The sequence below is a fragment of the Vibrio ostreicida genome, assembly GCF_013074385.2.
GTDB lineage: Bacteria > Pseudomonadota > Gammaproteobacteria > Enterobacterales > Vibrionaceae > Vibrio > Vibrio ostreicida.
Window position 1 is genome coordinate 62,281 of the sequence record NZ_JABEYA020000005.1, and the last position, 18,255, is coordinate 80,535.

At 46.3% G+C, this 18,255-nt stretch carries 13 protein-coding genes and 1 pseudogene; 7 read left to right on the plus strand and 7 right to left on the minus strand.

The genetic code is table 11. The features are described 5' to 3' along the window. Positions 1-412 precede the first annotated feature (412 nt). Positions 413-2,260, minus strand: a complete 1,848-nt coding sequence (locus HLM86_RS09460; protein WP_170882719.1) for a M3 family metallopeptidase — start codon at positions 2,258-2,260, stop codon at positions 413-415. Positions 2,261-2,493: 233 nt separating this feature from the next. Next, positions 2,494-3,753 carry an adenylosuccinate synthase gene (locus HLM86_RS09465; RefSeq protein WP_170882718.1) on the minus strand — a complete coding sequence of 420 codons (1,260 nt, stop codon included), beginning with the start codon at positions 3,751-3,753 and terminating at the stop codon, positions 2,494-2,496. Between the two features lie 117 nt (positions 3,754-3,870). Between HLM86_RS09465 and HLM86_RS09470 the strand changes: the two genes are divergently transcribed. From HLM86_RS09470 to HLM86_RS09480, 3 genes and pseudogenes are all read left to right on the plus strand, one after another. Further along, positions 3,871-4,797 (plus strand): LysR family transcriptional regulator, encoded by a 927-nt coding sequence (locus tag HLM86_RS09470; RefSeq protein ID WP_170882717.1) that lies wholly within the window; start codon positions 3,871-3,873, stop codon positions 4,795-4,797. 404 nt (positions 4,798-5,201) lie between these two features. Next, positions 5,202-6,934: pseudogene (locus tag HLM86_RS09475) on the plus strand (ABC-F family ATP-binding cassette domain-containing protein). A 438-nt stretch (positions 6,935-7,372) separates the two neighbouring features. Further along, positions 7,373-10,258: an Ig-like domain-containing protein gene (locus HLM86_RS09480; RefSeq protein ID WP_170882716.1), complete on the plus strand. Its 2,886-nt coding sequence runs from the start codon at positions 7,373-7,375 to the stop codon at positions 10,256-10,258. Positions 10,259-10,318: 60 nt separating this feature from the next. Here the strand turns inward: HLM86_RS09480 and ltaE are convergent, their stop codons facing one another. Together ltaE and HLM86_RS09490 are read right to left on the minus strand one after the other, a co-directional pair. Continuing rightward, entirely contained in the window at positions 10,319-11,323 is a 1,005-nt protein-coding gene (gene ltaE, locus HLM86_RS09485) for a low-specificity L-threonine aldolase (protein WP_076588861.1), read from the minus strand. Between the two features lie 11 nt (positions 11,324-11,334). Continuing rightward, on the minus strand, positions 11,335-11,859 hold the full coding sequence (locus HLM86_RS09490) for an NUDIX hydrolase (RefSeq protein WP_076588860.1): 525 nt from the start codon (positions 11,857-11,859) through the stop codon (positions 11,335-11,337). 273 nt (positions 11,860-12,132) lie between these two features. On the opposite strand from HLM86_RS09490, the gene HLM86_RS09495 reads away from it, so the two are divergent. Beyond that, on the plus strand, positions 12,133-13,773 hold the full coding sequence (locus tag HLM86_RS09495; RefSeq protein ID WP_076588859.1) for an ATPase RavA domain-containing protein: 1,641 nt from the start codon (positions 12,133-12,135) through the stop codon (positions 13,771-13,773). Between the two features lie 9 nt (positions 13,774-13,782). Next, positions 13,783-15,228, plus strand: a complete 1,446-nt coding sequence (viaA, locus tag HLM86_RS09500) for an ATPase RavA stimulator ViaA (RefSeq protein ID WP_170882715.1) — start codon at positions 13,783-13,785, stop codon at positions 15,226-15,228. Between the two features lie 36 nt (positions 15,229-15,264). On the opposite strand, the gene HLM86_RS09505 is transcribed toward viaA, so the two are convergent. Beyond that, positions 15,265-15,567, minus strand: a complete 303-nt coding sequence (locus HLM86_RS09505) for a cysteine-rich CWC family protein (RefSeq protein ID WP_076588909.1) — start codon at positions 15,565-15,567, stop codon at positions 15,265-15,267. A gap of 137 nt (positions 15,568-15,704) precedes the next feature. Between HLM86_RS09505 and HLM86_RS09510 the strand changes: the two genes are divergently transcribed. Beyond that, complete coding sequence (locus HLM86_RS09510) at positions 15,705-15,965, plus strand: hypothetical protein (RefSeq protein WP_076588857.1); 261 nt, start codon at positions 15,705-15,707, stop codon at positions 15,963-15,965. Here the strand turns inward: HLM86_RS09510 and HLM86_RS09515 are convergent. Continuing rightward, positions 15,958-16,881: a DMT family transporter gene (locus tag HLM86_RS09515; protein WP_170882714.1), complete on the minus strand. Its 924-nt coding sequence runs from the start codon at positions 16,879-16,881 to the stop codon at positions 15,958-15,960. The genes HLM86_RS09510 and HLM86_RS09515 overlap by 8 nt on opposite strands. 142 nt (positions 16,882-17,023) lie before the next feature. Between HLM86_RS09515 and HLM86_RS09520 the strand changes: the two genes are divergently transcribed. Beyond that, complete coding sequence (locus tag HLM86_RS09520) at positions 17,024-17,479, plus strand: Lrp/AsnC family transcriptional regulator (RefSeq protein WP_076588856.1); 456 nt, start codon at positions 17,024-17,026, stop codon at positions 17,477-17,479. Positions 17,480-17,555: 76 nt separating this feature from the next. On the opposite strand, the gene HLM86_RS09525 is transcribed toward HLM86_RS09520, so the two are convergent. Continuing rightward, a complete protein-coding gene (locus HLM86_RS09525; protein ID WP_076588855.1) occupies positions 17,556-18,032 on the minus strand; it encodes a MarR family winged helix-turn-helix transcriptional regulator in 477 nt (158 codons plus the stop codon). Between the last annotated feature and the right edge of the window lie 223 nt (positions 18,033-18,255).

An 18,255-nucleotide genomic window follows, 5' to 3' on the forward strand; every position in this document is an offset into this window, starting at 1 on the left:
GATGAAGCATAGGGCCGGCTGATGTCTGTTGGCTCTGCGTGATGCAGCACACAAAAGGACAGGCACCTTATCACCCCTTATCGAAGTTGCAAAGGCAATCTGGTGTGGGCATGACCGCACACTGCATAAATTTTAGACATTAATCCACGTTATTTTTTATGACGAGGCGTCGTGAGGTGGCTTTTCGTAAAGTACACCCCATGTTATTTACGCTGGTGCTGATGGTAAGCATCATAATCGCAATGGATAATTTGAATGAGCGCGTAAGCATGGACACATTGCCGAGACTCGCCAGAAATATTCTCAAACGAGTTCGATGTGGGGCTCACTATGGAACCAATCTCAAAATAAAAAGGACGATGAATATCGTCCTTTTCGCGTTGATACGTTCAGTTAGCTTTTATTGCCTTATTTATCGCCCGTACTGTTCAACAATAAAATCTTCAAAATCGTCACACATTTGGTTGTTCGATACATTATTGTTTGCCAACTCGGTCGGACCATCAACAATCGATATCTTTGCATTCAAATCCGCGACTTGAGTTCGTTGTCTAGAAGCCAGTTGTTTGATTTTCCTTTCTTCAATCGCCCATGCTTGCTCTGGTGATAAGTTACACTCGTCGGCAAGATATTTAGCGTTGAAGCCTTCTCCTGTCAGATTTTCTATTGTCTCGTTGTGGTTGATACTATTGCCTTTATGCCAATAGTGTTTTGCCAACAAAGGGCCAATTTCTGGGTTATCGGTTAAATAACCAAACTTGTCGGTGAAATACGCTCGCGTTTGATACACCGCCATATGCGCCAATAGGTAGCCTTGGTATGCGCAGGATGCTTCATCCGATAGTAAATGTGGGATCGCCATCAGCGGGCGAGGGCTGCAAGCCAAGCCAAGAATCGTCTTTTCATTGCTGCGAGCAAGTGCCGTGATTTTCTCAGGTGTCAGGTCCTCATCAGCCAGTTCGTAAAGTGCTCGCTCAAAGTACGGAACCACAAGAATACTGCGCTCTTGATAAGCTCGGAATGGTTGCTTGTTGTCGATGATGGCTTTAATCAATTCGTCTGGCACTGATTGGCCTTCGGAATTACATGCGTACTGTTTTAGCCAATCGGCGTCATTCAATAAGCTGTCGCAGAACATAGACTGGGTTTCAGCATAAGCCATCGAAGTTGGCGCAAACTCTTGTGAGAAACAGGGCGCGTTCATTTTTACATTAGCGAAATGCGCGGCGTGACCCCCTTCGTGAAACAGCGTGTTGATTCCATCATAACCACTGCCTATCTGATCAGGCTTAGCGTTACTGGTGAAGTTCACTTGCGCAGCAACCCACGCGCCTTGATCGTAAAAAGCAGGGATCGGCCCATGGCAGAAGCCATTAGGGTACTTGCCCTTGCGATCAAGTAAATCCAATTTCAACGTCGCTTGAGAATACTCGATGTTCAGGCGACCAAAAGATTCTACCCAACGCCTTAATGATTTTGAGAAGGGAACATAAGGGTCCAAGTCATTCATAACGTCACCAGCAAAAGAGTAGGTAAAGTTATGGGCTTCGAGCGCGCTTTGGCCTTTCTGCTTTGCTAAGTTCACCAAGCTTTTTTGATGGCTATCACGGGTACGAGCTTCGAAGTCATCCAGAATTGTAAACAGTTGCTCTGTGGTCATCTGTTCGGTTTTAACGACGGAATAATCAAAAAAGGTTTTGAAGCCAAGTGATTGCGCAAATTGGTTACGCTTTTTGATTAACTCGATGAAGCCATTGATTAGCAACCACTGTTCTAAATCGAGCAGTGTTTGGTGTGCAGAAAGCCTGACCTTTTCATTACCGTTACTCCTAATTGTTGAGCCTAGAACGGGTAACGAGCCCTCGGTATCTTCACCTGTTTCATTGACGTAAGTCATGACGTGATTTTGTTTTTTTTCGAACAGTTCTGCTTCGAATTTGATGAGCTCGGCCTTCAGTTTCTGAGATTGTTGAGATTCGATTGCGTGAGATTTAAAGGTCGCAAGCCAGCCCTTCAGCCCCGTTAACGTGTTCTCCTTTTCTTGAAGGTTTTGAATCTCATCAATGGCAGAAATGTGCTTTTCTATAGCGGTAATTTGTTCGGCAGCACTGAGAAATTCTGTCCATTGCGTTTGGGCTAATGTTGATCCATCATGGTCGTCACTTATTCCCATGTAAGTTGCCCAAAAGAAGTCTTCTTTTGTTTTATGCGTGGCAAGATACTGTTGATTTAATTGGTTGAGGTAGTTCGTTGCAGTCATGACGTTCCTTGAAAATAACCGTTTAATTTCAATATTATGACATATTTACAAAATGTATTTTGTGACATTTATTATAAAGGAATGTAAATCACAACCTCTCGGTTACATTGATGCGTATGAGTGATGATAAAAGTAAACAGGGACTTTAATATTAATATTGTATTCCTAATATTTAATATTGGGACAGGCACTTTGATAGTCCCTTTAATATTCCTGTCCCTGTTATCCGAATCTTAGCTTCTTATGATCATTTGCTCGCGTTTTGGACCGACCGACACCATAGCGATTGGAACGCCCATGAGCTCTTCGATGCGGGTGACGTAGTCTTGCGCGGCCTTGGGTAGGCTATCAAATGTGCGACAGTCAGTGATATCTTCAACCCAACCTGTCATCGATTCATAGACAGGTTTCAGCTCTGTCGTTTGTGGCCAAATTGGGTTTTCACTGTGATCGCCTGTGTAAGCGGTACAAATCTTAAGTTCCGTTAAACCAGACAAGCAATCAATCTTAGTCAGCGCAACTTCCGTGGCGGCTTGCAGTTCGACTCCGTTACGAGTCGCTACGGCATCAAAGTAACCCATATCACGCGGCCGTCCAGTGGTTGCTCCGTATTCATTCGCGTTTTCTCGGAAGCCATCTTGCTCTTCCATTGCTGTAACCAGTGTACCAGTGCCAACAGAGGAACTGAACGCTTTGGCGACCGCAATAATACGTTCAGGTCGCAGTGCAGGTAAACCACTACCGATGCCGGCATACGCCGCGGTTACATTAGAAGATGTAGTCCAAGGGTATTCTCCGTAGACAAGGTCGCGGCCAGCGCCTAATTGAGCTTCAAAAAGTAGTTGAGCATCTTGTGCTTGCAGTGATTTTAGTGGCTCAGTGACATTGCAAATAAACGGACGCCAAGATTGGGTGACCTCAAGCAACCACCGAGTCATGTCAGAAGCACTTTGCGAAAAATCACACTGAGGGTACAGAGCTTTCAGTTGAGGCATTTTCCAATCAAGCAAAAACTGAATGCGTTGTTCTAAGATTTCTGGCTGCTTTAGCCAACCAACAAGAATGCCTTTTTTCATCACACGATCTCCGTACGCTGGGGAAATACCTTGTCGTGTTGACCCGTAAGCGGCAGCGCCAAGGCGCTCTTCTTCTAACGTATCTTCAAGTGCGTGCAAGGGTAGACACAATGTAGCGCGGTCTGAAATCGCCAATTTAACTTGGATATCGGCGGCTTGGATTTGCGCTATTTCTTCACTTAACGCCGCTGGGCTGATCACCATGCCGGGGCCAAGAACCGCGACACAATCGGGATTAAAAACCCCGCTCGGTAGTTGATGCAGTTTAAAGGTACCGAAGTCATTAACAACCGTGTGACCGGCATTGTTTCCGCCTTGGAAGCGAATGCTAGCAGCAGCGTCGCTTGCTAAAAAATCGACGATACGGCCTTTGCCTTCATCACCCCAGTTTGCGCCCACAACAATAATAGATGGCATAACGTTTCTCCTGACTGATTGAGAGATAATGTTAGTTTCGTCAAACAAATAAGAGAAATTAATTATTTTTATTACCTTGATAAGAATTTCATATAAAATATGGGACAGAGGAGAGGTATGATGCTTGATATCAATTTGTTGAAAACATTTGTCACGTTAGCGGAATACCAGCATTTCGGTAGGGCGGCTAATGCACTTCATATGACTCAACCCAACGTGAGTCTGCATTTGAAGCAGCTAGAGAAAATTACACGTATAAAGTTGATAGAGAGAAGTCCTTTTCAACTGACGCAGGCGGGTGAAAGGCTATTAGAAACGAGTCAAAAAACGTTATTGGAATTACAAATATGCCAAGCCGATCTTAATGCCATTAATGACCTAAAAGTTGGGACGTTAACGATTGCAGTGAGTGACATCATTTCTCGGATATTATTGATCCGTCCTTTCCTGAAATTTAAAGATCAATACCCAGGTATTGATCTTACTCTGTTGAACACGACGTCATCTCAGGCATCAGAGCTAGTCAAGACAGCCCAAGCGGACCTTGGCTTTGTCATCGCGAAAGAACAATCTCATGAGTCACTGCATTTTACTCAGTTGCACTCGCTTTCATGGTGTGCGCTTGGTCACGGGTTTGAAACTCAAGCGACCAATGATTGTAGAGGAAATGATACCAAGGAAGCAGAAGAAGGGACTGACCTTACGTTGATTTTACTTGGCCATGATACAAGGACGCGAGACTTTATTGAGGAAGGTTTACCAAGCCTTAATCTGCCTCATTACAGAGTGATGGAAGTCGGCAGCGTAGACGCGCAAATTGATTGGGCGGAAGCGGGCTTTGGAGTGGCGATCATTCCAGAATTTGCTATCTCGACAAAGCACCATCTGAATTCCAAAGTGACGCCTCTAGCGGATTTTTGTTGTACTAGTCTTGGCTATATTGTGAGGCAAAACCAAGTCTTGTCTAAAGCGACCAAGCAATTATTGGGTTGGGTGAATGATGAAATGACATTATTGCAGCAACGAGATCACGCAAAGGGATAAATAATTTTTCAGTGAAAGCCATAATAAACCTTAATTAGGCGGTATTTTCCGGTTATTAAACTGACTGAGTTCACGAATTTTTAAAAAATTACAGTTAGTTAATGGCATGTATTCACGCTAGGCCAATATTCGGATACTCTCTTTTTCTGGCCCAACGAAAGTGCTCAGCCCTTTCTCAACATAATAAGGAGGAATCTATGTCTTTGTGGTGTTCAATTAACCCACGCTTGTTTGGTATCGAAATCCGCTCAAGAGTTTTTAATATCGCGCTGCGGTAATCTCGACTTGAGCGGACATTCTTGATCCGGTGCTACGCACCAAAACAAAACCACATCTCAAGTTCGAAGAATTATTGTCAGCTATGACAACGGTGCCTTGCACCTATAATTCTTGAGAAGAACATAATGACAACGTATTTAACCGCCCAATCTATTAGCCTATCTTATACGGGTAGCGAACTCTTTGATTGCCTTAATTTTTCTATTCATCGTGGAGATAAAATCGGTCTTATTGGTTACAACGGATGCGGCAAAAGCTCGTTACTGAAATTGCTCGATGGTCAGATAGAAGCTAACCAAGGACAAGTGGCAAGCGCCAAGCACTGCTTAGTCCGTTATGTTGAGCAACATATCCCGCCATCTTTGGCAGGATTGAGCGTCCTTGACGCGTTGGCTCAATCATTGGGGGAGCATCATCAATGGCAGGCGCAATCGCTGCTCGACGAATTGGGTTTTGTTAGCCATGACTGGAACATGCCGTCGAGCATTGCAGTGGCGGACAACAGATGAAATTACTTCTGGCTAGAGCAATCATTTATCAACCTGATCTGCTGTTGCTTGATGAACCGAGTAACCATCTTGACTTGCCATCGCTCCTTTGGCTGGAACGTTTTTTATCCAACTGGAGCGGCTCGTTTGTGTTGGTTTCTCATGATGAAACCTTGCTTGATTCCGCCACCAACACAACGTGGATCTTACGCGATCAATCTTTACATCACTATGCGTTGCCTTGCTCTCAGGCAAGGAAAGCGCTGGCCGAAAAAGATGAGCAAGATAAACAGCGTTGCAGTAGCGAGCAAAAGGAAATTATTCGAATTGAAAAAAGCGCTAAGCGATTGGCTCAGTGGGGTAAAGTCTATGATAACGAAGGCTTCGCCCGTAAAGCCAAATCTATGATGGTGAGAAAAGATCGATTGATTGAACAGCAAACCAGTGTAAGCGGAGGTACGCCATGGTCCCTGCAGTTAACTGGCGAAGCATTGCCCGCTAATCGCCTTTTAGAGATAGCCTCAATGAACATTGCGCCACGCGAGCATGAGTCGAGCCTGTTTGAGATGGGCGAAATGCGTATTAAAAGCGGTGATAAAATTGCGGTGATTGGCAGCAATGGGTGTGGAAAATCTACCTTGCTTAACCGTATTCATCAAGCGTATTTATCGCAAGAAACTGAATTACATCCGGCGATGACGTTTCACCCGCGGGTTAAGATCGGTTACTACGATCAGTCTCTTGCTCAACTCAACGATGGCGATACCCTGAGTGACGCACTACTGAGGTTTTCAGCTCTGAGCAGTGAGGAATGCAAACGTGCGTTGATCAGTGCTGGGTTTGAATACGCAAGACACAGCCAAACCGTGGCTTCATTGAGTGGCGGCGAGCGTGCGCGTCTCCTTTTCATTGGCCTTTCTTTAGCGCGTTATCACCTCCTGTTTCTTGATGAGCCGACAAACCATCTGGATATGGAGGGCAAGCAGGCGTTAATTGAAGCGCTCAATCATTTTGTTGGTGCAGTCGTATTAGTTAGCCATGATCGCCGTTTAATTGAACAGAGCTGTCATCGATTCTGGTTAATTAATGAAGGTCAGTTGACAGAATTGTTGTCAGTGGAGGAAACCTATCAACGTTTCAGTTCCGATCCACAAGTGTGTTTTCAGGCAAACCAAAACTCGACTCGTGCTGTTGGGAATACGGTGGCTTTTAGACCTGTCGATGATGAGGAGTGTTTGGAGCGTTTGATTGAGTTAGAAACCTTACTTGAGGAGGACAAAAAACGTAAACTTAAACACCAAAAGTTGAATCTGCAAGCGGTCTGGAAGGAGGAAATCGACCAGATAACTCAGCAGCTATTCTGCCTCTAGCTCACCCTTAGCCGACCAACAAGTTAGAGTCGATCTTTGGCTTGTTGGACACGTTCCAATGACGTTCAGTGATGCTGGTTTAAGACCGCGAGTCTAGATCACGTTACTGAACTTCGCCAACCGGACACATATTCACCTCAATCGTAAGCTCACTCATGTGTGTGAATGATGTGATGATTTTCCTTTTCTTGCTGTTATTAACCACCATTTTGACAACTTTGCCGGAATTTGTAGAGTATTAATTCTAAATGAGCGCGGTGCTCAGAGGCGATAAATCATGAAATTACCTGATTTCGGGCGGTGTATTCCATAGGCATAAATAAGCACTTTGTGACTGTTTTTTTACCTTCTAAATTAAGTCTGCCTGCAAACGGACAATGGCCTTGTGTCATTGAAGGCAGGCAGGGCATTTTGAATTTTGGACGTAAGGATAAGGTCATGTTATCAACAACAAATCGTAGTTTTAGGGCGCAGCGCACCGCGGGCAAAAGCCTGTTGGGGCTGACGATGCTTTGCTCGGGTCTCCTGTTAAACCCAATTTCTCAGGCGATGGCGAATGAGTTCAGCACAGAGGCCGTCGCTCAATCTGAGAGTGAATACTGGAGTACGTATCAAGTCGAAATAAAGAACACAGGCGAGGATGTCACTGACATGGATCAGGCGGTGATTGAGTTTGTATTACCCGTCGCAGTCAACGATATTGGCTGGCAATCAACCGATTTGTCTTACCCTTCGTGGAGTCTCTCTCACCGGCAACAGGCCGACGGTGTTCTCCATACGGTGACTTTAACTTTCCCAAATGGAGATTGGGTCGATAGCCAATTGGCTTCACAAGAAGTTGCCAACCTTAATATTTCCTTTGGTGGCATGCTCGCAGACCTCGAGGCGTTTGAGCAATCGGTGGTCGTGACCACCGATGGTGCCGCGCCTCCACCGTCGTTTACGTTGAATATCGTATCACCTGCGCAGGACGCTAAGGTCTATACTGGTTCCGCGGTTGACATTATCACCACAACAAAAGGTGAAGGCGCAAAAAAAATTGAGTTTTGGATCAATGATACCAAGTTAGCGGAACAGACGGCTACCGAGGGGCAATCGGATTACCAACAAGTCTGGTCACCGAGTGAAATCGGCGCAACGACGATTGTCGTGATGGCTTTTGATCAAGACGGCAACAAACTGGATCAGCAGTCGGTTACTGTCGAGGTTTCCTCGCAATCCAGCGCACCGAATCCACCGGTGATTGATTTTATTACTCCCCAAGCAGGCTCTTCTCATCAGCAGGGGACCGCCGTGGTGGTTTCTGCCAATGTGTCGGATGCAGATAATGATCTTGAGTCTGTAACCTTTTTCGCTAATCAGCAGCAAGTGTGTCGTCTTGACGCGACCCAGACGGACCATTTTTCGTGTGACTGGACGCCGTCTTCGGCTGGTAGCGTCACCTTACGAGCGGAAGCGACGGATGCCCAGCAGCACGTCACTCACAACCAACTGCAAGTGACGGTTACCCAAGCAGGTGAAAGTTGCGGTGACATCCCTGCCTATCAAGATGGGCAAAGTTACAGTGTCGGTGATCAAGTGACCAACATTGGCAATATTTATTCCTGTAAAGTGGCTGGATGGTGCGGCGACCCAGTATGGGCACCAGGAGTCGGGCATCCAAATTACCCAGACGCGTGGCGAGACGCTTGGGATGAAGTCAGTCCGTGCGATCCAAACCCCTTACCTGAAGTTGAACTGCTGTCACCTCAAGATGGAGAGAAACTGGCACCTCAACAACCCTTTAGCGTTCAAGTGGCGGCAAGCGATGATGGTCAGGTTGCCAGAGTCGACGTCCAACTCAATGGCGAAGTTGTGGCAAGCTCGACTGCGCCAGCAGAAAATGACCACTACCTCATAACGGTGCCTGCGCAGTCTGAAGGTCAGTATACCCTAGCGGCTGTGGCGCACGATGACCAAGGTGCCAGCGCCACCACATCCCCTGTCTCCATTGCAGTGACGGATAAAGACTTGGTGGTCGCCTTGACCTCTCCGGTGGACGGGTCCAGCTTCTATGAAGGGCGTGCAATTGCGCTCAAAGCGAACGCCGAAAGTTTCGAAGGCGATGTCGAATCGGTCCAATTTTACGCCAATGGTACTCAGCTATTTAGTGATACTCAGGCTCCTTATGAGTATGAATGGTTAGGCGCTCAAGTCGGAACGTACACCGTGACCGCGAAAGCCACTAACTCGGCTCATCAGGAACAAACCTCTGCGGCGTCACAAGTGACCGTGAAAGCCAGCACTGGAGGCGGTGGTTTGGCGGCCAACTCAGACCGTTCAATCAGTTATCTGACCTCATGGGGGCTTAATGACTATGAGGCGCTATTTAACTCACAAGGCGACGGTTATCTATTGTCGTTTGGTCAATGGGATGCCAATGGCCATATTACGGTTTCAGATGGTATGTTAACGCCAACCTACAACGCGGACTGGATGGCCCCTCAATATTTGGCTTGGTCAACGCTGAAATTTGATAACAACAATGCGTCTATGTTGGTTGCCTTCGGGGGACAAAACTATGAAAGCATGTGGGCACATCTGACTTCACCTCAGAGCCGAGAAGCGATTGCCGATGGTTTGGTTGATTTAATGAATACACCTTATCCGGTGTACAAAAAGAATCTAAAACCTGAAGAGATCGTCGGAGAATGTTTGGCGACGGACTGGCAAGGTGATTGTGATTACAGCAAGTATCAATTGGCCGGTTACGTCCAGATTGATGGTGTTGATTTTGACTTTGAAAAAGCCGCCCGTATTACTGATGAGGAAAACCAAAATCTCGCGGCCCTTATCAAGTTAGTCCGTGAAAAAGTGGCGGACCGCAAAGTGATGTCTTTAACCACCTATCATGTTGGTGCTGATCCGGTAGAGTGTCAGAATGAGACGGTATTTGAGAACTGTTCTTACATTGAACCATCAGGGCGTTCTTCACATCACGGCGAAGTCATCGGCTTACTGCAATCCGTTAAACAGGATATCGATTTTTTCAACGTGATGACCTACGATGCGGGTGAAAACTTCCTGTATGACGTCGCAATGGCGAATTACGCCGGATACATCGGTGATAAATCTAAAGTCGTGCTTGGCAACACCATTAATAGTCAGTGGGGGCCAGATGGCAATTTCGCCGAGAGCCGTGAAAATAATCTTGCGAGAGCACAATGGCAAAAAGAGCAGGGTTATGGCGGGTTCTTTATCTGGGCGCTAGGCTCCAACAACCAAGGTTTGAGCATGTCTGAACAAGTGTCTTACTTCAACGATATGATCAATGTCAGCCAATAAGTGTTAGGTTGACGTTACCGATAACAAACGGAAGGCAGTAATGCCTTCCGTTTGTCTGACTTACAAATAAGCGCTCAGCTTTTTGACCAAGGTGTGGATATCCGCTTCAGTAATATCTTTGTGAGTGACAAAACGCACCGGATTGCCTGGAGAAACCAAGATGCCATCCTCGCTTAGGCGGCGGGTAATATCGTTGATGGCAATGCTTGCGTCTAATTTTGCAAATACGATATTCGTTTGGACGTGGTCTGGATTCACGTTAAATCCGTTGAGGTCGCTCAGTGCCACCGCCAAACGTTTTGCGTTGGCATGGTCGGTTTTGAGTTGCTCAACTTGTTCGGTCAGAGCGAGCTTACCTGCGGCGGCCAAAATGCCAGCCTGACGCATACCGCCTCCGAGCATTTTCCGTAAACGACGAGCCTTGTTGATGTAAGCTTGGCTGCCGAGGAGCAATGAACCGATCGGCGCAGAAAGCCCTTTCGATAGGCAGATGGTCATTGAATCAAAGTGCTGGGCGATCGCCTGAATGTCAACATCCAATGCGACGGCAGCATTGTATGCGCGGGCACCGTCAAGATGCAGTGCCAGCCCATGTTGGTCGACAAATTGACGCGCCTTGGCAAGGTAAGATAAGGGGAGTACTTTACCATTGATGGTATTTTCAAGACTGAGCAGTTTAGTGCGGGCAAAGTGACTGTCATCTGGCTTGATGGCTGCGGCCAATTTATCAAAGTCGAGCGTACCATCGGGGTTGTTTTCGATCGGTTGAGGTTGAATCGATCCCAGAACGGCTGCGCCACCGGCTTCGTATTTGTAGTTATGAGCTTGTTGGCCACACAAGTATTCGTCCCCGCGTTCACAATGTGCCATCAACCCCAAAAGGTTGGCTTGGGTACCGGATGTGGTGAATAGGGCAGCCTCAAAACCATGCCGTGTCGCTGCCCATTGTTCTAAGTCATTGACCGTAGGGTCGTCACCATAGACGTCATCGCCGACCAACGCGTTGGCCATGGCATCTCGCATGGCTTGAGTGGGTCGAGTGACGGTGTCAGAACGAAAATCCATATTGATTTCTCCTATAAAAATTGGCACAGCCTAGCTTTACTTAGGCAGGCAATGGTTTTGGCATCGGTGATCTCACCATCAATGATTTTTTGTTCTACGTCATTGATGGATAGGGACATCACCTCGATCACTTCATCGTCATCGCAAGTCTGGAGTGTTGTTCTAGACAGGCCTTTGGCCACAAACAAGGTTTGGATCTCATCACAAATGCCAGCCATTGGTGTGATTTTACCCAGTGAGGTGAGCGTTTCGGCGTGGTAACCGGTTTCCTCGGCGAGTTCTCGTAAGGCGCACAGTTCAGCCGGTTCGCCCTGCTCAATCGTGCCTGCAGGCAGTTCAATCAGCCATTTTTTCAGCGAAGGGCGATATTGATTAATCAGAATGATATGGCCATCTTGATCTATGGGCAAAATGACCGCAGCGCCAGGATGGGAGAGTGTTGTGTGCGTAATGTTTTTTCCGTTAGGCAGTGTTACCTTCTCTTCTTGAAGAGAAATACCTTTCCAAGCGTGCAAAATATTCAAAGGTTTATTCATAGTATTATTATATTTACCCGTGTTTCTACGACTTAAAGTCAGGTTACAGACTCTATAAGGCGAATGAAAGATCAGACGTGAAAATGCACGTACCGAAACGCCTTCGCAGTGATTGATGTCTCATATTTGAAAACATTGTTTTCATTGAGTGACTTAGCAGTATTTTATGCTATTAATGTGGGTCAAAATTACAAATTCAACTTGTAACAAAATGATAGCAAATGTATAAATTTATATATGTTTGTGTTTTGGCCAACGTTGTAGGAGCGCAGTATGATAAGCCCCAATCAAGTCTCCCATTCCCAAAAAGCGCTACTCTCTGAACGTATCAATAAGCTAGCCGAGGCCCTCTCAGACGGGGTGTACGAAAGAGAAAGTACCATTAAGCTATGCCTTCTTGCAGCGTTGTGCGGTGAAAGCGTTTTTCTGCTTGGCCCTCCTGGTATCGCGAAAAGCCTCATCGCTAAACGTTTAATCCAAGCCTTTGATAACGCGTCCTATTTTGAATACCTAATGACTCGATTTTCAACCCCTGAAGAAGTGTTCGGACCACTTAGCATTCAGGAATTAAAAGATAACGGACGGTATGTCCGTCTGACTGAAGGCTATCTGCCGACCGCTCAGGTGGTCTTCTTAGATGAAATCTGGAAAGCCGGCCCGGCGATCCTGAATACCTTGCTGACGGTCGTTAATGAAAAAACGTTCAAAAACGGCAGTGACATTGAACCTGTACCCATGCGTCTTCTGGTGACGGCCTCCAATGAGCTACCCGATGAAGACAGCGGGTTAGACGCTCTCTACGATCGCATGTTGGTGCGCGTTTTCGTCAACCGTATCCAGAATAAAAATAATTTCAAATCAATGCTGACAGTCGGGACTAATCAGGAAGCGGTGATCCCCGAAGGTTTAGCTATCACCGCACAAGAGTATCATCTCTGGCAATCTCAACTGGACCAACTAGACATTAGCGATGATGTGTTCGAAAAACTCTACACGCTCAAACAGAATTTGGAGCAGGCGTCGTTAGACACGGACTTTTACGTGTCTGACCGACGGTGGAAAAAAGCAGTCAAGCTTCTCAAGGCAAGCGCCTACTTTAATGGCCGTGATGAAATTAACCCGTTGGACTTGTTATTGCTTCAGGATTGTTTGTGGAATGGACCAGAATCTCTCGATTTGGTTCGTGAAGTAGTGAAAACGTTCGCACTTAATCATGCCTTTGATCAGGAGGAAGTCGAACAACAAATACGCTTGTGTAAAGAAGAAATGATCGAGGTACAAGAAGAAATCGAAACCGAATTTGGTATTGAATTGTCAACAGAATCGACCACGGGCCTGCGCAAGAAAACGGTTTATCGTTTTGACGTCACAGGGGCAAAAAGCCATAAAGTCGGTAACACAACGGATCTGGTCAAGCTGGTTCTACTGCAAAGCAATATGTCGGTTTCAGAGTCAGAAAAAGGCGATAGCCGCTGGGTATATGTGCCGAGAAATGAGCTTGAACAGGTCATAAAAGAAGGGCATGGGGACGCCTACGGCTATGTCAATCAAAATACCCATTTGTGTCGATTGAGATTTGATCTAGATGCGAACAATAAGCTGGTCATGAAAGACATTGCCAATCGAGCCGTCTTGGTTGCGGTCGTGACCGCTAAGGGCTTGGACGACAGCCTCTATCAAAGTTGGCTCGCAAAATCTGAGCAAGCATTCACTCAGCTCAATGAGGCAGATCACCACTTACTCAAAGTGCGCAGCCAATTTCACGGCGCCTTACCTCATGGATTCATTGACCCACAGTTACCCAGAGCCATGGAAGCGAGTTTACAACAGTTACAACATCGTCTGGAATCCAGTAAAACAGAGTGTGAACGGACCTTGCTGCGATTTAGAAATCTGAATCAATACTTTGCCTAAGGAAATGCCATGTTAGGAGCAGACGGCCTCAACCTCGCTTTAATGATTGCCGATTCAGGCATCATTGATTCTGCGGTGAATGATCTTTTGGCGCGCTCACAGGTGATGGCGATTACAGAGAACAGAGGCGTCAAATCCAAGGTTAAAAATCACCTGCTTAAATGGCGAGGTCAGGTGAAAAAACGCCTGACAAAGGTCTGTGAAACCGAGCGCTTCCAGCAGGAATTAGCGCTCTATCAAGAGGTCATTTACTGGGATGAGGCGACCTTTTTTACCTCCCTACCTGACTTGATTAAACAACTCGAATGGCATTCTGCGTTTTATCTTCAGGCGCGTAGATTGATCGAAAAAAACAAAGGCATCAATAACCCGATGTTCCCTCATTATTTTTGTGATCAGTGGTACAAAAGTTTGTCGGATGCGATTCGTCAGGCGCAGGTCAGCGAACTTGAGGTGAGCAAAGAAAAAGTCCTTAACGACCTCTATCAGCGAATGGAAACCATGAAAAACATGGATAAGCTGAGTGAACAGGGCGATGAGAAAAGCACTGGACGTTTGTGGGATATGGCCGCAGCCAAACTCAGCAAAAGCGATCTGTCTGTGATGAAACGCCACGCTGAATTTCTGCAGAAGAACGCCAATTTACAGGCGATCGCAGAAAATTTGGGGAGGATGGCCAGTCAGGTAGAAGATCCCGAGTTAAACAAGGCGCCGGCGGAAGAACTACGAGTGGTCGAAGCGATCTCGGATGAAGCGACCGATGATATTGTCGGCATTTATCAAAGTGATGACCTCAACAAGCTATTGCCTAACGAAACCTTATTTCTCGCTTACCCTGAATTGGAAGTCGTGTTCTACAAGCACCTCTTGGATAAACGTTTAATGAATTACCGAATGCAGGGTAAATCTCGAACGCTACGTAAAATTAAAGCGCAACAACCTGAGCATCAGAGTGCGGATGTCGATAAAGGCCCGTTTATCGTGTGCGTTGACGCGTCGGGTTCCATGAGTGGTTTTCCTGAACAGTGTGCTAAGGCCATGGCCTATGCTCTAATGCAAATCGCGCTCGCGGAAGATCGAGAATGTTTTGTGATTCTATTTTCGACTGAGCAAATTACCTATCAGTTGACTAAGCAAGACGGTCTTAGGGAAGCCAGTGACTTTCTCACCTACTCGTTTCACGGCGGGACCGATCTTGAGCCGGTGTTGCTCAAATCGATTGAACTGATGCAGGGAGAGCGTTACAAGAACGCCGATATGGTCGTGATTTCTGACTTTATTGCACCGAAACAGTCCCAACAAATGCAAGATAAGGTCGCGCAGCTCAAACAGCAAAAAAACCGCTTTCACGCATTAAGTTTATCCAAATATGGTAATCCACAACTCATGTCGATGTTCAGCCACTGTTGGGCGTACCATCCGGGACTCATCGGTCGAATGGTCAAACGATGGTAACAGGGCAACCAAGCTCTGGTCGGCAAAATCGTCCAGTTAAGCGATAGGCTGCTGAGTCAAGCATTGGCGACACAAGCACGCTTTCTGTGACGAGGTGGCCTCACGGACATCGAGAGAATAACACCAACAGGTCGATTTCCCTTCTTGGATATCGCACTGAGCTGATTGACCACATGATGGGCACGAGTGCGTGCTGGTGCGTCTGTCCAATGCATCCATCACATTGGCTCTTTGTGAGTCAGACAACGCCGACCAACGGACGATTTCATCGACGGTTCTATAGCAACCACTGCAGATCCCACCGTTATTTTTACATGCTGCAATACAAGGCGTTTTCAACATTATCTTCCAAGTTATTCATTTGAAGCGGAACTATACCTAAGTAAAAGGCAAACAACAAAGTCTTCATTTACTTGATAATGATTCGTATTAGTGTTTAATATAATGAATAACTCTTATCAAAAAGTAGTGTGTTAATGATGGCTTTGCTCGCGGCAGCGTTATTTATGGTGGGACTCGGAGTTAAGATAGGCGTTTCCTACTTAAACATTGGTTTATGGATCATGATCATGCTGTTGGTCAGCGGTTTTTTGGCCAACATCGGATTGCACGTGGTGGTCTCCTTGTTTGTGCTATCTCCCTTTCTGATCAAAATGAATAAAGCGCCTCTTGCTGGGCAACTCTATGGCTTATGTGTGATTGTTCCCGCTTTGATGCTGTGGATAGATACTATCTGAATTTAGGCGGCTGATAGAGTAAAGAAGCGTCATTGCGAACAAAAATATTACTGGCCACCAAGCTACCGATACACACCAGACAAAGTGCCAACCACCCCAATGGAGAAGGCTGTTCGTTGAGAAATGTCATGGCGAGTAAGGTGGCGATCAAAGGGGTTGTTGCGCCAAAGGCCGCGGTCCGCTCTGCGCCCAGTACTGATATAGCGTGAAGGTAGGTCACCGCTGAAATTAATCCCGCTCCGACCCCTTGTAAGGTAATGTGGCCGAGCAGAGCCTGCCATGGCCAGTCAAGCACACTGATGGTAGACAGATGGCTGTCAAGTACACCAGTCCCTATCAGGCTCAAAAGCGACAAGGTTGATAGCAAGGACATCAAGCCTGCAGCAACCAGAGGATTGAGATTGGAAACCCGAGCACAAATGGTATATATCGCCCACATCATGCTGCCAAGCAGAAACAGCAGGTAACCTGTCATCAGATATTCTTGTGCGGAGGCCATGCCTTGATAAATAAACGTTGCGATACCACTGACGACCAAAGCCAAACCGATCATCCGATGAGAACTCAGTGGCTGGTTAAAAAACACCACTGCGATCGCCGACACAAATAAGGGTAGGGTGCCGGGGATCAAGGCGCTGCCATCAGAGACTGGGGCAAAGTGCATGCCTGTACCCGCGACAAGAATATAGGGTAAACCACTGCCGACAAACATGCCGACCAAATAGCGCCTAGGAACTCGGAAGATGGGTTTCAATGAGCGAATAACCAGCGGCAACAACACGAAACAAGGGACCAAAAATCGAGTCAGAGCAATGTCGGCGGTAGTGAGATCAGAGTGAGCGCCGCTGCGCAGTGACAGAAAAAAACCAGACCAGAGTAACAAGGTGGCAAACATTGCCAAATAACCAGAAACCATAACGCAGCCAGAATAAAGAAAGTAAGGTTGCCATTATGCGCTGATTTTGAGGCTGTTTTTCGTCAAAGTGAGCTAATAATAATCTAGATATTAGTGGAAAAAAGCAATATATTAATATAATTAGCCATTTTAAGGCGCACCCATGGATAGAATCGATCACCATATTCTGAGGTTACTGCAGCAGGATGCTCGGCAGTCGACCGCTGAAATTGCTGACATTGTCGGCTTGTCCCCATCGCCCTGTGCGAGAAGAATTAAGCGCCTCGAACAGCAAGGCATCATTTCAGGGTATCGTGCCAGCCTCAATAAGCAGACAATCGGCATCGGAATGAGCGTGTTTGTCGAAGTCAGCTTAAGTAATCATCAAGCACAATCGATCGATGATTTTGAACTCGCCATCGAAGAGATGGAAGAAGTGGTCAGTGCTCATGTTGTTTCAGGGGCGTATGATTATTTGCTTGAGGTTGTTAGCCAAGATTTATCGGGCTATGAGTCATTTACTCGCGCTCTGCAGCGTCTCGATACGGTCAAGGATATCCACACACACTTAGCGATCCGTCAGGTCAAGGAAGCTCGTCAACTGCCCGTGTTTATCTAAACTGACAGTCCTTGTCAGAAGGGCGTAACGTGAAAATAGCCTCGGTGGCCGAATTTCGGGTTTGCCTTGGTGGGCATTACTCAGGTTTAGTAATGCTCCCCAACTCGAGTACAGGGGCTACATCAATATCTTCAGCGTTCATCATTGAAGAAATACGTTGTACTGAAGAGAGAAGTAAGGACTGTTCCCATTCTTCAAGACGCTGAAACTTATTAATAAAGTTCTGTTGTAGTGGCATGGGCGCATGTTGTAACACCTCTTGTCCTTTCTCGGTCAAATGGGCATGCACTTTCCGTTTGTCTTGGACGCTGCGCACACGCTGGATCAGCGCTTGTCGCTCAAGTCTGTCCAAAATAGTGGTGGCGGTCGCCTGACTCATATTCGTGTGGTTAGAAAGTTCACGTATGGTGACTTCACCAAGCTCTCTTATCGAGCGCATCAGAATCAACTGAGGGCCGGTCAATCCCGATTCCTTACTCAAGCGTTTTGAGTGAAGATCGATAGCGCGGATGATTTGTCTAATCGAGACGAGAACTTCTTCGTGCTTTTCCAATGTTAATCCTTATTGAGTCAAAATGAGCGATGTGTTTTCAGGCGAAAATACATGAAAATTCTCGCGAAATGAAGACCCAAGGCCTATAAATATCATAGTTAATTTTCAATGTGAGTGACCCAGTAATCAGTTATGTAGAATCGCACCAAATTATTTAATCTAAATGTGATGTAGTGAAATGTTTAGAAGTCAAAATAATTCGCCGCTCCTTCGCATTGATGAT

What these genes read in the sequence shown, in the direction of transcription:
- HLM86_RS09460 (WP_170882719.1), bottom strand. Translation starts at nt 2,260, where the DNA reads ATGACTGCAACGAACTACCTCAACCAATTAAATCAACAGTATCTTGCC.
- HLM86_RS09465 (WP_170882718.1), bottom strand. Translation starts at nt 3,753, where the DNA reads ATGCCATCTATTATTGTTGTGGGCGCAAACTGGGGTGATGAAGGCAAA.
- HLM86_RS09470 (WP_170882717.1), top strand. Translation starts at nt 3,871, where the DNA reads ATGATGCTTGATATCAATTTGTTGAAAACATTTGTCACGTTAGCGGAA.
- HLM86_RS09480 (WP_170882716.1), top strand. Translation starts at nt 7,373, where the DNA reads ATGTTATCAACAACAAATCGTAGTTTTAGGGCGCAGCGCACCGCGGGC.
- ltaE (WP_076588861.1), bottom strand. Translation starts at nt 11,323, where the DNA reads ATGGATTTTCGTTCTGACACCGTCACTCGACCCACTCAAGCCATGCGA.
- HLM86_RS09490 (WP_076588860.1), bottom strand. Translation starts at nt 11,859, where the DNA reads ATGAATAAACCTTTGAATATTTTGCACGCTTGGAAAGGTATTTCTCTT.
- HLM86_RS09495 (WP_076588859.1), top strand. Translation starts at nt 12,133, where the DNA reads ATGATAAGCCCCAATCAAGTCTCCCATTCCCAAAAAGCGCTACTCTCT.
- viaA (WP_170882715.1), top strand. Translation starts at nt 13,783, where the DNA reads ATGTTAGGAGCAGACGGCCTCAACCTCGCTTTAATGATTGCCGATTCA.
- HLM86_RS09510 (WP_076588857.1), top strand. Translation starts at nt 15,705, where the DNA reads ATGATGGCTTTGCTCGCGGCAGCGTTATTTATGGTGGGACTCGGAGTT.
- HLM86_RS09515 (WP_170882714.1), bottom strand. Translation starts at nt 16,881, where the DNA reads ATGGTTTCTGGTTATTTGGCAATGTTTGCCACCTTGTTACTCTGGTCT.
- HLM86_RS09520 (WP_076588856.1), top strand. Translation starts at nt 17,024, where the DNA reads ATGGATAGAATCGATCACCATATTCTGAGGTTACTGCAGCAGGATGCT.